The organism is Patiriisocius sp. Uisw_047, from assembly GCF_047730165.1.
Taxonomy (GTDB): Bacteria; Bacteroidota; Bacteroidia; order Flavobacteriales; family Flavobacteriaceae; genus Patiriisocius.
The window spans coordinates 1,147,341-1,161,617 of record NZ_CP159834.1 but is presented as its reverse complement, the minus strand read 5'-3'; the positions used below and the strand labels follow the sequence as shown (position 1 = coordinate 1,161,617).

15 protein-coding genes and 1 pseudogene are annotated in these 14,277 nt (G+C 37.2%); 6 read left to right on the top strand and 10 right to left on the bottom strand.

The window, feature by feature from the left end; all coding sequences use genetic code 11:
• Positions 1–85 precede the first annotated feature (85 nt).
• Both ABXT71_RS05130 and ABXT71_RS05125 read left to right on the top strand, forming a co-directional pair.
• A complete protein-coding gene (locus ABXT71_RS05130; RefSeq protein WP_415372778.1) occupies positions 86–607 on the top strand; it encodes a thermonuclease family protein in 522 nt (173 codons plus the stop codon).
• Complete coding sequence (locus ABXT71_RS05125; RefSeq protein ID WP_415372777.1) at positions 589–822, top strand: hypothetical protein; 234 nt, start codon at positions 589–591, stop codon at positions 820–822. The genes ABXT71_RS05130 and ABXT71_RS05125 overlap by 19 nt, the downstream gene beginning before the upstream one ends.
• Before the next feature lie 75 nt (positions 823–897).
• Here ABXT71_RS05125 and rpmA read toward each other — a convergent pair whose 3' ends face one another.
• From rpmA to ABXT71_RS05110, 3 genes and pseudogenes are all read right to left on the bottom strand, one after another.
• Entirely contained in the window at positions 898–1,161 is a 264-nt protein-coding gene (gene rpmA / locus ABXT71_RS05120) for a 50S ribosomal protein L27 (RefSeq protein ID WP_415372776.1), read from the bottom strand.
• Between the two features lie 64 nt (positions 1,162–1,225).
• A pseudogene (gene rplU / locus ABXT71_RS05115) lies at positions 1,226–1,929 on the bottom strand (50S ribosomal protein L21).
• Positions 1,930–2,303: 374 nt separating this feature from the next.
• Positions 2,304–3,197 carry a DMT family transporter gene (locus tag ABXT71_RS05110; RefSeq protein ID WP_415372775.1) on the bottom strand — a complete coding sequence of 298 codons (894 nt, stop codon included), beginning with the start codon at positions 3,195–3,197 and terminating at the stop codon, positions 2,304–2,306.
• Positions 3,198–3,478: 281 nt separating this feature from the next.
• Here ABXT71_RS05110 and ABXT71_RS05105 point away from each other — a divergent pair, with 281 nt between their 5' ends.
• Positions 3,479–4,855: a T9SS type A sorting domain-containing protein gene (locus ABXT71_RS05105; RefSeq protein WP_415372774.1), complete on the top strand. Its 1,377-nt coding sequence runs from the start codon at positions 3,479–3,481 to the stop codon at positions 4,853–4,855.
• Between the two features lie 80 nt (positions 4,856–4,935).
• Here the strand turns inward: ABXT71_RS05105 and gldD are convergent, their stop codons facing one another.
• The 4 genes from gldD to mutY form a co-directional block, all read right to left on the bottom strand.
• Positions 4,936–5,490, bottom strand: coding sequence for a gliding motility lipoprotein GldD (gldD, locus tag ABXT71_RS05100; protein WP_415372773.1), 555 nt, complete (start codon positions 5,488–5,490; stop codon positions 4,936–4,938).
• A complete protein-coding gene (locus tag ABXT71_RS05095) occupies positions 5,487–6,818 on the bottom strand; it encodes a gliding motility-associated protein GldE (RefSeq protein WP_415372772.1) in 1,332 nt (443 codons plus the stop codon). The genes gldD and ABXT71_RS05095 overlap by 4 nt, the downstream gene beginning before the upstream one ends.
• Before the next feature lie 60 nt (positions 6,819–6,878).
• Positions 6,879–7,322 (bottom strand): single-stranded DNA-binding protein, encoded by a 444-nt coding sequence (locus tag ABXT71_RS05090; protein ID WP_415372771.1) that lies wholly within the window; start codon positions 7,320–7,322, stop codon positions 6,879–6,881.
• A 94-nt stretch (positions 7,323–7,416) separates the two neighbouring features.
• Positions 7,417–8,487 carry an A/G-specific adenine glycosylase gene (gene mutY, locus ABXT71_RS05085; protein WP_415372770.1) on the bottom strand — a complete coding sequence of 357 codons (1,071 nt, stop codon included), beginning with the start codon at positions 8,485–8,487 and terminating at the stop codon, positions 7,417–7,419.
• 96 nt (positions 8,488–8,583) lie between these two features.
• On the opposite strand from mutY, the gene ABXT71_RS05080 reads away from it, so the two are divergent.
• From ABXT71_RS05080 to ABXT71_RS05070, 3 genes are all read left to right on the top strand, one after another.
• Positions 8,584–8,904, top strand: coding sequence for an HU family DNA-binding protein (locus ABXT71_RS05080; protein ID WP_415373063.1), 321 nt, complete (start codon positions 8,584–8,586; stop codon positions 8,902–8,904).
• 363 nt (positions 8,905–9,267) lie between these two features.
• Entirely contained in the window at positions 9,268–10,809 is a 1,542-nt protein-coding gene (locus ABXT71_RS05075) for an Rne/Rng family ribonuclease (RefSeq protein ID WP_415372769.1), read from the top strand.
• A gap of 161 nt (positions 10,810–10,970) precedes the next feature.
• Positions 10,971–11,492 (top strand): regulatory protein RecX, encoded by a 522-nt coding sequence (locus ABXT71_RS05070; RefSeq protein ID WP_415372768.1) that lies wholly within the window; start codon positions 10,971–10,973, stop codon positions 11,490–11,492.
• On the opposite strand, the gene ABXT71_RS05065 is transcribed toward ABXT71_RS05070, so the two are convergent.
• The 3 genes from ABXT71_RS05065 to bioB all read right to left on the bottom strand — a co-directional run bounded on the left by ABXT71_RS05065 (position 11,482) and on the right by bioB (position 14,127).
• Complete coding sequence (locus ABXT71_RS05065; protein ID WP_415372767.1) at positions 11,482–12,006, bottom strand: DUF6646 family protein; 525 nt, start codon at positions 12,004–12,006, stop codon at positions 11,482–11,484. The two genes, ABXT71_RS05070 and ABXT71_RS05065, sit on opposite strands and share 11 nt — an antisense overlap.
• Positions 12,007–12,117: 111 nt before the next feature.
• Positions 12,118–13,035, bottom strand: a complete 918-nt coding sequence (locus tag ABXT71_RS05060) for a hypothetical protein (protein ID WP_415372766.1) — start codon at positions 13,033–13,035, stop codon at positions 12,118–12,120.
• Between the two features lie 3 nt (positions 13,036–13,038).
• Positions 13,039–14,127, bottom strand: coding sequence for a biotin synthase BioB (bioB, locus tag ABXT71_RS05055; protein ID WP_415372765.1), 1,089 nt, complete (start codon positions 14,125–14,127; stop codon positions 13,039–13,041).
• Between the last annotated feature and the right edge of the window lie 150 nt (positions 14,128–14,277).

Genomic DNA, 14,277 nt, shown 5'->3' with positions numbered 1-14,277 from the left:
ACGGTAAAAGTTTCCGATAAAGTTTATCTCAATTAGTGTAGTTGTTTTATACCAGCATAGTTTTAATTTTATAAAAGCATAACCAATGAAACCCCTTTTCATTCTTTTAATAGCACCACTACTTTTTTTTATCTCTCAGAACATTGGATACACAGAAGTGGTTAGTTCAAAAATTGAAGTGTCACAAAAACCCCAAATAACTTTCAAAGCAAAAGTGATAAGAATTATAGATGGAGATACCTGCGAAATTCTATATCATGAATTACCCATTAAGATAAGACTTGCTCACATAGACTGTCCTGAGAAAAGAGGAAAACAACCCTTTGGGAATGTCGCTAAAAAAGCACTTTCAGACTTATGCTTTGGGACAATAATCACGGTAAAAACTGAAAACAGCTTTGACAGAAGTGGGAGATTAATTGCTGTATTACTCAATGAGAGTGGAGAAAACATAAACAAACAAATGGTGTCATTAGGGATGGCTTGGCATTATAAAAAATACTCAGAAGATCAATCTTATGACCTTCTAGAGAAAGACGCTCGCAAAAATAAATTAGGTTTGTGGCGAAATAAAAACCCCATCGCCCCATGGAATTTCAGAAACTAAAAGTATATGGAATAATAATCTGTATTGGGTTCACCGTATTTGGGTTTGCAAAAACGCTTGAGAAAACTGTTTTTATTTGCAACTCAACAACAAGCTCAAAATATCATTTAAAGAAAAATTGTCGTGGCCTCAACGCATGTAAAAAACCTACTATTGAAACCACACTTATAGATGCCCGTGAACACGGAAGGACCCTATGCGGATGGAAAGACTAAGATTTAAAATAATGCATAAAAAAACCTCGACATCCATATGGTCATCGAGGTTTTACTTTTGGGTAAGATAAAATCTTAAGCCTCTCCTACTGGAACAATGCTTACATAAGATTTGTTATCTCTTTTCTTAGTGAATTTCACATAACCATCCACTCTTGCGTGAAGGGTATGATCTTTACCACCGTATACATTCTCACCTGGGTGATGTGTATTACCTCTTTGTCTTACTATGATGTTCCCAGCAATAGCAGCTTGACCACCAAATATCTTAACGCCTAAACGTTTTGATTCTGATTCCCTACCGTTTTTAGAACTACCAACTCCTTTTTTGTGAGCCATAATTTTTAAATTTAGACCTCATCTTGCGATAAGGATATATTAAACTTAGAATTAGATGCAGCTATTAAGCCTTACCACCATCCAATTCGTCTTGTAATTTTTTAAGCTCGTCCCACATACCATCTGCAGCTAACTTAGCTTGCTGTGGCCATGTGCTAGCAACTAAATGCGCTAATCTAGAACTTGCTTCTGCTAAAATAGCTTCAATTGCTTCTGGTTTTGCCTTAGCTACTTTTGCAAAAGTATCTAATCCTGCATTTACCATTGCTTCTGCTGCCTTAGGGCCTACTCCTTCAATCTTCTTAAGATCATCGCCTTTAGCTGATTTTTTTGGAGCTGCTTTTTTAGCTTCCGCTTTAGGAGCTGCTGCTTTTACTGGAGCCGCTTTTTTAGCTTCTTCTTTCTTCGCTGCTGGTTTAGCTTTAGCCTTTGCAGGCGTTGCTTTTTCTTAGCACCAGAAGTTGCGATGCTTTCAATTACGATTTCTGAAAGGGCTTGTCTGTGACCGTTTTTCACACGGTAACCTTTTCTTCTTTTCTTCTTGAAAACAATAACTTTGTCACCTTTAAGGTGTCTTAGGACTTTCGCTCCTATAAGAGCTCCGTCTATAGCCGGGGCGCCAAGGGTAATATTGTCACCGTCACCTACTAAAAGAACATTGTCAAACTCTACAGTTTCACCTTCTTCAGTTGATAAACGATTTACAAAAACCTTTTGGTCTTTTGCAACTTTAAATTGCTGCCCTGCTATCTCTACAATTGCGTACATAGCTGTAACGTTTAAATATTAATTATTATTAAGTTTTCCCTAGGTTTCATAACGCTTGATAATAACAACAAGACATAATTCTCCTTAGAGGGCTGCAAATATAATTTTATTAAAAAGAACTACAAAGTCTTTCCCCTTAATTTTAAGTGATTTAAGATGTATTTCTGAAATTTTAAAGTTTCAGAAGTAACCCAGCCATTTTACAACGCTTAAATGAGTGCTAAAATTTACTCATAAGGTAAAGATTCAAGATGCTTTTCCATTTCCAGAACGGCAACTCTTTAACAAGGCTTTAATAGCTTTAGAGAGCAACATCCACTAAATTAATTAAACACAAATGTACTTCGGAAATAAGAAGTATTCAAGACCGTCCTTTATATAAAGGTCTTTTTTGGTGACTTTCTATTTGCAAGATACACCCCAAAAATGATTAAACAAGCCGCGCCTATTTGAGAGAGTCCAAATTGCTCACCATCCAACAACCCCCAAAACAAAGCAACAATAGGAATCATATACGTCACTGAAGTCGCAAAAACGGGCGTGCTTATTTGCACTAATTTATTAAACAACACTTTTGCGACTCCGGTTCCTACAATGGCAAGAATAACAAGATATCCTAATGAGGTCATTACATCATCATTCGCTAGTATATCCTGCTCAAAGAAACCAGAGAACGTTAATACGATGAAAGCTGGAATCACGAGTACTATAAAATTACCCACAGCAATCCCTAAAGCAGAAATATCCTGAAGATGCTTTTTAATAATATTTACATTCATCCCATAACAGAAAGAAGCAACTACTACCAATAAGCTATACCAGTAGTTCTGGTTTGGGTTGAGTGTTGCACCGCTCCATATCAACAGCAAACTACCTACAAGCCCTACTATGACACCTATAAGTTGGTTGCGGGTAAATCCTATTCCAAAAATAAAAACCCCCAGTAATAAAGCAATTATAGGAACTGTTGAATTTAAAACAGAAACCACCGCACTATCAATCTCCGTCTCAGCAAAGGCAAAACAAAACGCAGGTATAAACGTCCCTAAGAACCCAGAAATCGCAATCCATTTCCATTTATCTTTTGGGATGGTTTTTAAATGCTTAAAGCCAAGTGCTAAAAGAAAAGCAGCTGCAAAAAGAGTGCGCAGAGAACCCAGTTGTAAGGGGGTTAACCCTATAAGAGATTTTTTGATAAGGATAAAAGAACTCCCCCAGACGATAGAGAGGATGATTAAGTAAAGCCATTTTTTTTGAAGTCCGAGCATGAAAAATTTACGATTTTAGCTTTACAATTTTAGATTTTATTATATTGAGACTGCAAAGATGAGGTAATTAATTGTAGGTTCACAACCTAACAATAAAACGTCATTACGCTATATAGATTCGCATTAAAATCTAATAAGTAGTATATTTCTTGAATTTAATAATGTGTATTTTTAAGAAACTACCCAATATGATTCACAACGAAATATACTACTTATTAGCTTTTTACTCTCTCTTAATATGCAATCTCAAGATGAATAAGGCTGTCACATTGATATGTAAAATGAAAAAAATCTGCATACTAATTCTTTTATTGTTTTCTATAAATTTGCTGCAGGCACAATTTGGCCCTCAACAAGTGATTTCCACTGATGCTTTGTTTCCCAGAAAAGTAGCTGTTGGTGACATGGACGGCAACGGAACACTAGATGTTTTATCTGCTGCGAGAGTCACCAATGAACTAGCATGGTATAGTAATGAATCAGGAATTGGAGATTTTGGACCATTACGACTTATCTCAGAAAGCTCAGAAAACAACGCCATTGTCACAGGAGATATAGATGGTGACGGCGATCTTGATATTGCATCCTCCTCTGCAGATGGTGATATCTTTTTTTGGCAAGAGAACACGGATGGATTAGGTAATTTTGGATCGCAGCAACTTATTGATACCATTAATGGTGCTTTTGATATTAATCTAAGCGATATTGATAATGATGGAGATTTAGACATTTTAGGAGGTTCTTTTGAAACAAACACATTATACCTCTATAAAAATGACGGGGTTGGCAATTTTGAGAACGCAATGTTTATTGGGGATGCAAATGGAAGATCTATTAAAACTTCAGATATTGACGGCGACAATGATTTAGACATTATAGTTTCCACTACCGGTAACATCATAGTTGGTTGGTATGAAAATATAGATGGATTGGGTAATTTTGGAGGCTTGCAGGCAATCGGGAGTAGTAATCTATTTACCTCTTCTATTAGTAATTTTCCAATAGACATAGATGGTGATGGAGATATTGATATTCTTTCGGTAAGTCTCAATGACACAATAGGTTTTAATTGGTATGAAAATCTAGATGGGCTGGGAAATTTTAGTGAGAGAAACTTGATTTCAAATAACGAGAATAATATTTGGGCAACCTATGGAGCCGACCTTGATAATGATGGTGATACAGACGTGTTAACAGCCTCTCCGGGTGATAATGAGATTGCATGGTATGAAAACTTAGATGGCTTGGGTAATTTTGGCCCACAACAAACCATCACTACAAATGCTATTAGTGCGAGACATGTTATCGCGGCAGATATTGACAATGATGGTGATATGGATGTAATTTCTGCCTCGCAAAATGATAGTAAAATAGCTTGGTATGAGAACGACCCTAAGTTTGTAGGTTTCTCTACGCCAGATTTATCAATCATACATTTGACCCCTAATCCTAGAACTGGCAAACTATTTTTATTAAATGCGGAAAATCTAAATGACAGTGTTTGGGTGAAATTATACTCTATTACTGGAAATTTATTAATTTCAAAAGAAATTGAATTACCAGAAATAGACATGAGTGCTTTTACATCGGGTATATATTTTGTGGAGTTAACTTCTGTCAATCAACGTATGGTGAAAAAAATTATCAAAAAAACTTAGTGAGATAATACAGTAAGCTTAACCTTTATCAAGTTTTATTGCACCAAACTTAGAATTTTGATTAGAACTCTTACCGTCAATCAATTCCGCCACTCCATCGTTTCCATCATCATACGCATATCATTACGCACGTACTCGATAGCAGGTAATAGAGAATCAAAATGAGGTTTTGTGTCAAAATAAAGTGCAGCCGTTACAAAATGTTTGATACTATCTGTAAGATGAAACTGCCCGTGAGAAGCCGCATTTCCGTTTATTTCATAAAATGTACCGTAGGTCTTTTTATCAGGATTTACATATTGACTTTGAGGAATGTTGATTGCCTTGGGTTGGTGGTTTAACGCGAGCCTTTCTGCCTCAATAAGTTGGGCGTCCATCTTTGTTCTATCTGTCTCGATGTAGGTTAAAAAAACCGTCGCCTTCATATTTGGGTAGTCCACTTTAACGCCACAGTTCTTATTGACTGAGACTTGCGCATATTCGTTTTGCTTAAAAACAAAAGGGCAATCCATTTTCACTTCGCTATACACTGGGGTCGGAAATCGCAACCGTAGTGCGGCGTGTGGTTTTACCACCACATCATCCTCGCAAGAGGCGCAGGTAATAAGTAGTAAAAATATAATTAAGAATCTCATTCTGGAAGTCTAGTGAGCTTTACTTGTTTGATACGTTTATTATCAAACGCCTCAATAGTAAACGCATAATTATGAAAGGTTATTACTTCGTTTTTCTTTGGGAAGCCTTTTGAGACTTCTAGAAGAAATCCAGCAATGGTTTCTGCTTCCCCTTTTTCATCTTCAAAAATACTATGATCTTCTACCTCTATTACTCTGTAAAAATCTTTGAGCGATGTCTTACCTTCAAAAACGTAGTTATTATCATCCAACTTAGAAAAAATAAGATCTTCATCATCAAACTCATCACTAATCTCCCCTACTATCTCCTCGATTATATCTTCAAGCGAAATCAATCCACTGGTGCCTCCGTACTCATCAACCACAATGGCGAGATGCATTTTCATCTCTTTAAACTCATTAAGCAAATCGTCCAGTTTTTTATTTTCTGGCACAAAGTACGCTTCTCGCTTAAGTGCTTGCCAGTCCAATTTTTTACGCTCTATATGCGGCATTAAATCTTTTACGTACAGTACTCCCGTGATTCTATCAATGCTTTCTGCATAGACCGGGATTCTCGAGAATCCGCGTTCGATAATCTGCGGCATAATATCAGCAAAAGTAGCAGATTCATTTAATGCAAAAATCTCCATTCTAGGTTTCATCACTTGTTTTGTGTCTGTGTTACCAAAAGTGACAATGCCTTGTAATATTTTTTGTTCTTCGTGCGTAGTGTCTTCTTCGTTAGTAAGCTCTAACGCCTGGTATAATTGATCTACACTTATATTAGAACTTTGTTTCCCAAAACGATTCTGCAAGTATATCGTCATGGACCGCATAGGCATACTTACTGGTGTGATTAAAAAATCTAACACATTAAGTGGGTACGACATAAGCATTGCAAAAGACACCTTGTTTCTACTTGCATAGACTTTAGGTAAAATTTCGCCAAAGAGAAGAATTAAGAAGGTAACAGCTACCACCTTGACTAAGAATACAGCGCTAATTTCAAAAAAGTAGAGGTTGATATCGTAGTTCCAACCATCAAACCAGACGGTGCTTAGTGATTCAAAAAGCAAGACAATGGCAATGTTAATAAAGTTGTTTGCTACGAGTATAGTCGCTAATAACTTCTTGGGCTTGTCTAGTAATTTCTTGACGATAGAAAGTTTCCGCGTAGCGTCACTATCGGCAGTATCGAGGTCAGAAGAACTTAATGAAAAGAAAGCGACCTCTGCTCCAGAGATCATAGCTGAACAACCTAATAATATCACAAGCACAACTAAGCTCGGGATTTGAGTGTAAGATAGTAAGGTTATAAAAAGGTAACTCGGAGGTTCTATATCCACTTGTTATATTGCATTTTAGCACCTGTGTGCAAATAATACTTTAAATGTATTGTTTATTAATTAAAAAGGCAAATCGTCTTTTTCTGGTTCACTCGCTTGTGAGGGGCTTGCACTTGATGCTGATGCTTGCGCTTGTGACGCCTCGTTATTCATTGCTTCATTCTCTCCTTTGGGGCTTAAAAACGTAAACTCAGAACAATGAATTTCTGTATTATAGCGGTCTTTTCCTTGATCATCCTGCCACTTTCGTGTTTTGAGACGTCCTTCTATATATACTTTATCACCTTTCTTTAGATACTTTTCACACACTTCTGCCGCCTTGTTACGCACCACAACATTATGCCACTCTGTGTTACTCACACGCTCACCCGTAGTTCTATTTGTATACGTCTCGTTAGTCGCAACAGGAAATCTCCCTATGCTCCCACCGCCTTCAAAAAAATGCATTTTTACGTCGTCACCCGTATGGCCTATTAGCATCACCTTGTTTAATGTACCACTCATAATTACTTAATTTAATAGGAGACAAAGATACAATACCACTCCCGTTTTAAATGAACTCGTATACACTTTTTGTATTTATGCGGTTTCTGCACTTTTAAACCGTATTAAATGGAGGAAAGGTATCAATAAAATTCCCTATCAAAACGGGGACTGCCTTCTCTTTCACTTCATGAATAGTCTGCATTTGATCCAGCTCACTTTTTAAAATTACTATCCAAAACCGTGTATGTAAATGCTGGTGTGATAGCTTGTGGGTGATTGCAACCTCATTGTATAATGAGACAGAATCAATATCCCAATCTTTTATAGTACTTCGGAAATTTTCTTCGGAAAGCAATGCAGTTTCATCTACCTCTTGGGCTGTTTCTACTAATGGAAATTCATAAAGATTCTGCCATATGCCTTTTCCCTTGCGCTGTTGCAGTATGGTTTTTTTATCTTCTGTTAGCGGCACTAAAAAATTGAAGTAGCGGTTTCTTACTTTGGTTTTCTTTAGCTTCACAGGTAATGCTCCCACCTCGTTTTTTCTGAAGGCGGCGCAGCCATCATTAAAAACACACGCAGTACAGTCTGGATTCTGAGGCACACAATGTCTTGCCCCAAACTCCATTATTGCTTGATTATAGGTAGCCGGATCTCGGGGATCTATTAACTTTTGAGCGAGTATTTTAAATTCTTTGATTCCAAGAGTAGAATTTATTGCAGTGTCTATCCCAAAATATCTGGACAGCACACGATACACATTGCCATCAACTACTGCAGTAGATTCATTAAAACATATCGATGCAATAGCACTTGCTGTATAATCGCCTACTCCTTTGAGTTTGTATATTTCAGAATAAGTACTAGGAAAAACACCATCTAGCTCTTCTACTACATACTTTGCCGCGGTGTGCAAATTGCGTGCTCGGGAGTAATACCCTAATCCTTGCCATAACTTAAGGACAGTTTCTTCATCTGCGCTCGCCAGGTCAAGAATGGTAGGAAATGCCTCCGTAAAAGCATAATAATAAGGAGTACCTTGTGCTACTCGTGTTTGTTGTAAAATAATTTCGGAAAGCCAAATAAAGTACGGGTTGTCGATACTACGCCAAGGTAAATCACGCTTATTGCGTAAGTACCATGTAATGAGTGATTTAGAAAATTGCGCAGAAATTTTTGGCATCCCGCTAAAGTAGCTTTTATCTATTTAAATTATAATGTTTTAGCCTATTAGTATTTCATACTAAAAATGTTATATTTGCACTCTTGAAAAAGAAAAATATTTAATAAACCTATTAATTTTAAAAACATGACGAAAGCAGATATCGTAGCCAAAATTTCTGAAAGACTAGGAATGGAAAAGGGAGATGTACAGGCTACTGTAGAAACATTTATGGAAGAAGTGAAAACTTCATTACAAGGTGGCGATAACGTATACCTTAGAGGTTTTGGAAGTTTTATCATCAAGACTCGTGCTGAGAAAACTGGAAGAAACATTTCTAAGAATACAACTATCAAAATCCCTGCACATAATATCCCCGCGTTCAAGCCTGCAAAAGTTTTTGTTGAAGGTGTAAAGACAAACGTAGAAGTAAAATAATAATCCGTTCTATTAAAATAGGACACAATAATCATTTATATGCCAAGCGGTAAAAAAAGAAAAAGACATAAGGTAGCGACGCACAAGCGTAAGAAAAGAAGACGCGCCAACAGACACAAGAAAAAGTAGTCCTTAGGACTACTTTTTTCTTTATTAGCTAGTTGAACATCAGCTAATATGAATTACAATCGTTCTTTGAAAATGAAATGCATCCAGTCATAACCTGTACTGAGTGACATTTCTACGGATACTTATACAGCCTATTGCATAGTGTAATAGCTTGTAAAAAATCCTGTGAAAATTATTGTTTAATCCATTCCGAAAAACCCAATTTATTTGGGATCGGAATAAAAATTAATTATCGTGAACTCAGAATTATTTATTAGATCCAGTTCACAAGAAGTTGATTTTGCTCTTTTTAAAGATGGAAGACTCATCGAACTTCACAAAGAGGAAGAAAATAACAAGTTTTCTGTGGGAGATATTTATCTCGCAAAAATCAGAAAAACTGTTCCGGGTCTCAACGCTGCATTTGTTAATGTAGGCTACGAGAAAGATGCATTTTTGCATTACCATGATCTTGGTCCTAAGATCGCCTCTCTACTGAAGTTTGTAAAACGTGTAAGCACAGGTAAACTTAAAGATTATTCTTTAAAGGATTTTCCATTAGAAAAAGAGATTGACAAGCACGGTGGCATCAATGACGCCATCAAGTCAAATCAATCTATTCTGGTACAAATCGTAAAAGAACCTATATCTACAAAAGGACCGCGTATAAGCTCTGAGCTTTCTATCGCAGGTCGTTATATTGTTTTAGTACCTTTTTCAGATCGTATTTCTATTTCACAAAAAATAGAAAGCAAAGAAGAAAAAGAAAGATTAAAGCGATTAATAACGAGCATACGTCCTAAAGGATTTGGTGTTATTATACGCACTGTAGCAGATGGCAAAAAAGTAGCAGAACTGGATAGAGACTTACAAAGTCTTATGGATCGCTGGAATGCGATGTGTAAAAAGCTACAAGGGGCGCACCACCCTAGTAAGGTGTTAAGTGAATTAGATAGAGGAGCATCCATATTAAGAGACGTCTTTAACGACTCGTTTACTAATATATGCATAGATGACGAAACGCTCTATTTACAAATAAAAGATTATGTGCAGAGCATTGCACCAGACAAGGAGAATATTGTCAAACATCATGATTCTAACGTGCCTATTTTTGAAAAATATGGTGTAGATAGACAGATTAAGACTTCTTTTGGTCGCACCGTATCAAGTACTAAAGGTACTTACTTAGTTGTAGAACATACAGAAGCCATGCACGTTATAGACGTGAATAGTGGTAACCGTAGCAATAAATCTAAAAACCAAGAAGATACAGCGCTAGAAGTTAACATTATCGCAGCTACAGAAGTTGCCAGACAATTACGTTTACGTGATATGGGTGGTATTATTGTAGTTGATTTTATAGATATGGCTCAAGCAAAAAATCGCAAGGCACTCTATGATCATATGCGAGATGAGATGAAAGACGACAGAGCAAAGCATAAGATTTTGCCTCCTAGTAAATTTGGTTTAATCCAAATAACAAGACAACGTGTACGTCCTGAGATGAACATTAAAACCCGTGAAGATGCTCCTGGCACAGTAAGTGGCGAGATAGAAGCTCCTATAACGGTCGTTAGTAAAATCGCAGAAGATGTAAAACGAATCTTAACAAAAGACTATAAAAAGGTAACGCTTAATGCGCACCCTTTTATAGCAGCCTTTTTAACAAAAGGTTTTCCATCAGCGCGACATAAATGGTTTATGGAGCACAAAAAATGGGTAAAAATCCAACCAAGAGATGCTTACACGTATCTGGAATACCACTTTCAAGATAAAGATGGTAACGAGATAATTTAACCCCGTTCTTTAGTGTGAGCTTTAGAACAAAACAGATTAACCCCTTGCTATTTATTTAGTGAGGGGTTTTTTTTTGAAATCACTTCTTACACTCTCTTCTGGAGTGTTTTACCCACTAGATAGCATCAAGAAATAATAAGTGTAACCCAGAATAAATCTTAATGGCAAATCTATTAGCAAACGCTACCTTTGGACAACACATGCATCAACCCATTAAAACATACACCCTAGAAGAAGCAAAGCGCAAGATAGAACGCTACTGCGTCTATCAAGAGCGTTGTCACAATGATATAGATAAGAAACTACGAGAAATGCGAATGGTCCCACAGGCTATGGATGAGATCTTTGGGCACCTCATCCAACATAATTTTTTAAACGAAACACGCTTTGCACAGGCTTTTGCTAGAGGGAAGTTTAGAATCAAAAGATGGGGACGAAATAGGATTACCCGTGAATTAAAGCTGCGTAAAATCTCTGCTTATAATATAAAGCTCGCTTTAAAAGAGATTGACCCAAAAGACTACTATACCACTTTTGATGCCCTAGCAGAAAAACGATTAGGTCAAATAGAAAAAGAAACCTCCACCTCAAAAAAGCGCAAAAAAGTAGCGGACTACCTGCTCTATCGTGGCTGGGAGTCCGCTATGATTTATGAGTTTATAAACGAGCGACTTAAATATTAAAAACCGCTCCTATACTTACATTAAACTGGTTGTTTAATTCTTTTCTAGGGAGCTCCTCTGATGTATAGTCCTCATCTTTCTTATAAGACGCAAATGGCACCTGAACCTCAGAGTACACCCCAAAACCCTCTGTGAAGAAATAACGCGCACCTAGGTGCCCTCCAAAGTTCTTTAGACCCAGGTTAAGCCCTGGATATAAATCAAAGTTCTCATCTATATTAAGCACATTGCTCAAGTTTGCATTAAAACGTGCACGCAGGTCAAAACGGTCTAAAAACTCCGCTTCTTCTATTAACAATTCTTCAGGAAAATCTGTCACCCCTAAAAGGTAAATACTAGAAACACCAAATGAAATATTCTCCCCAACACCAGCGTCGTATGTTACGTTAATACCAGTTCCTTCTGCTTGAATATTTGCACCAACCTGAAACTTAGTATCCCCCTGACCTGTGTAGGCTTGAGCGAATATGGCAGTAGATGCGAGTGCTAGAATAAAAGTAAAAAGTGTTTTCATTTTAAAAGAGTTTTTGGTTTTGATAAAGATATTATTTTTAGTTTGTTTTAAATACTGTAAACTACAACCTTTTATTAGTTCGATAAAAATAGCAAAAAGGTTGTAAAGAGATTACAATGTTGTGAATGTAACTGGGCCAATATATTTACTTCGCCCATTAGGTCCACAATTAGCGCGCAGATAAACATCATATATAATAGCTGATGTTAAGCTCTCTAGTACTACTTCGGTCTCCCCTAAAAAAATGACTTCTCCATCACCTAATTCAAAACCGGCTGCTCCGTATTCTAGCTCCCAAGAGACTTCACCATTTCCTTCCCAAGAGGCAAGTGCGGTTGTGCTTGATATTTCAGAAACCATAAAGTTTGTAGGCAGCACACAGGCTCTTGTAGTAAACATAAATGGGCCATCAAATAGACTTACTTCCACTTCACAATAGGAACGTATATAATAATCATAGGATGTCCCTACGAGCAAAGCATCTAATAACAAAGTGGTTTCAAAAGCTTGTTTTTGTATTCCAGTATCAAGTTCAAAACCTGTGAAACCGTATTCTATTTCATAAGAAAGCTCGTTGTCTACGCTTGCTTCCCAAGCAACTAAAGTCTCGTTATAATCAATGACTGTAGATGTCACGTTCATAGGAGGAAAACAAACCGTCTCTATCTCTGAAGCTGTGGTCACATTTAATATAGCAACAGGGGCACTAGATTGCCCATTGTTACAAAGTACACTCACATAAAAGTCATATGATTGACCTGAAGTTAAGTTGGTCACAATAACTTCTAAAGTATTAAAATACGCTATAGACAAACCTGGACTCAAAGGGTCTACCCCTTCTTCTCCATAACGCACCACATACTCACGTACGTTTTCTGCTGCTACTTCTATACGCACACTTGTAAACCCAAGCTCTGTAATAGTTGCTGAGCTTGGGGCAAGACATGATTTATCTTCATCATCTACATCACAGCTTATGTACAATATACTGAGTAAAAGTACAAATAAGAATGAGGTCTTGATTTTCAAAATCTAAAGTTTTGATTTAGCCTTTGCTTCAACATTACGCTCAATAACATGCCCAGGTCTCGACCATTTTGGCTTTTCACCTTGCGCTTGGTATTTAGAGTATTGTGCATCTACAGATTCTGGTTGGTCTTTCTTTGCAAAAGGTTTCATTGGCACTAATCCAAGCAAGTCAAACATTTTCATGTCTTCATTTACATCTGGATTTGGCGTGGTTAAAAGCTTATCTCCAGCAAAAATAGAATTGGCTCCAGCAAAGAAGCACATGGCTTGTCCTTCACGAGACATATCTGTTCTTCCTGCAGAAAGTCGTACTTGTGTGTTTGGCAATATGATTCTTGTAGTTGCTACCATACGTACCATTTCCCAGATAGAGACTTTTTCAAATTGCTCCATAGGTGTTCCTGCAACGGGAACTAAGGCGTTAATAGGAGTGCTCTCTGGCTGCGGACTTAAACTAGCTAATGCTACGAGCATTCCCGCGCGGTCTTCTAGTTGTTCTCCCATTCCAATGATTCCGCCACTACAAACAGTGACATTTGTTTTACGCACGTTATCAATCGTGTCTAATCTGTCTTGAAAAGCACGTGTCGAAATGACATCTTTATAATAATCTTCACTGGTGTCAAGGTTGTGATTGTAGGCATATAAACCTGCCTCTGCAAGACGTTGCGCTTGGTTTTCTGTAATCATACCTAGGGTACAACATACTTCCATATCAAGCTTGTTGATGGTACGTACCATTTCTAATACATTGTCAAATTCTGCACCGTCTTTTACGTTACGCCACGCTGCCCCCATACATACTCTCGAACTTCCGCTTGACTTTGCTCTTAGTGCCTGGGCCTTTACTTGTTGTACACTCATTAAATCATTTCCTTCAATGTCAGTGTGATATCGCGCTGCTTGCGGACAATAACCACAATCTTCTGGACATCCGCCAGTTTTAATTGAAAGTAAGGTAGAAACCTGCACTTGATTTGGATTATGATTCTCTCTATGCATTGTCGCTGCATCATACAACAACTCCATTAATGGCTTATTGTAGATTGCCATTACCTCATCTTTAGTCCAATTATGTTTTGTTTCTGTCATAGCCCAAAAATAAATAAATTCCTGTTTTCGTGTAGGCCTATTGTTAAATATTACTAACAAAGTTACTATTACTCAAACCCGACTTTAAGGAAACAAGAATTAAGACAAAATGAACAATTAAAGAGGAAGCAAGCTTCGGAGCATTACAAT

Excerpts from the sequence above, each read along its gene's own strand:
- ABXT71_RS05130 (WP_415372778.1), top strand. The coding sequence starts at position 86 with ATGAAACCCCTTTTCATTCTTTTAATAGCACCACTACTTTTTTTTATC.
- ABXT71_RS05125 (WP_415372777.1), top strand. The coding sequence starts at position 589 with ATGGAATTTCAGAAACTAAAAGTATATGGAATAATAATCTGTATTGGG.
- rpmA (WP_415372776.1), bottom strand. The coding sequence starts at position 1,161 with ATGGCTCACAAAAAAGGAGTTGGTAGTTCTAAAAACGGTAGGGAATCA.
- ABXT71_RS05110 (WP_415372775.1), bottom strand. The coding sequence starts at position 3,197 with ATGCTCGGACTTCAAAAAAAATGGCTTTACTTAATCATCCTCTCTATC.
- ABXT71_RS05105 (WP_415372774.1), top strand. The coding sequence starts at position 3,479 with ATGAAAAAAATCTGCATACTAATTCTTTTATTGTTTTCTATAAATTTG.
- gldD (WP_415372773.1), bottom strand. The coding sequence starts at position 5,490 with ATGAGATTCTTAATTATATTTTTACTACTTATTACCTGCGCCTCTTGC.
- ABXT71_RS05090 (WP_415372771.1), bottom strand. The coding sequence starts at position 7,322 with ATGAGTGGTACATTAAACAAGGTGATGCTAATAGGCCATACGGGTGAC.
- mutY (WP_415372770.1), bottom strand. The coding sequence starts at position 8,487 with ATGCCAAAAATTTCTGCGCAATTTTCTAAATCACTCATTACATGGTAC.
- ABXT71_RS05070 (WP_415372768.1), top strand. The coding sequence starts at position 10,971 with ATGGCAAATCTATTAGCAAACGCTACCTTTGGACAACACATGCATCAA.
- ABXT71_RS05065 (WP_415372767.1), bottom strand. The coding sequence starts at position 12,006 with ATGAAAACACTTTTTACTTTTATTCTAGCACTCGCATCTACTGCCATA.
- bioB (WP_415372765.1), bottom strand. The coding sequence starts at position 14,127 with ATGACAGAAACAAAACATAATTGGACTAAAGATGAGGTAATGGCAATC.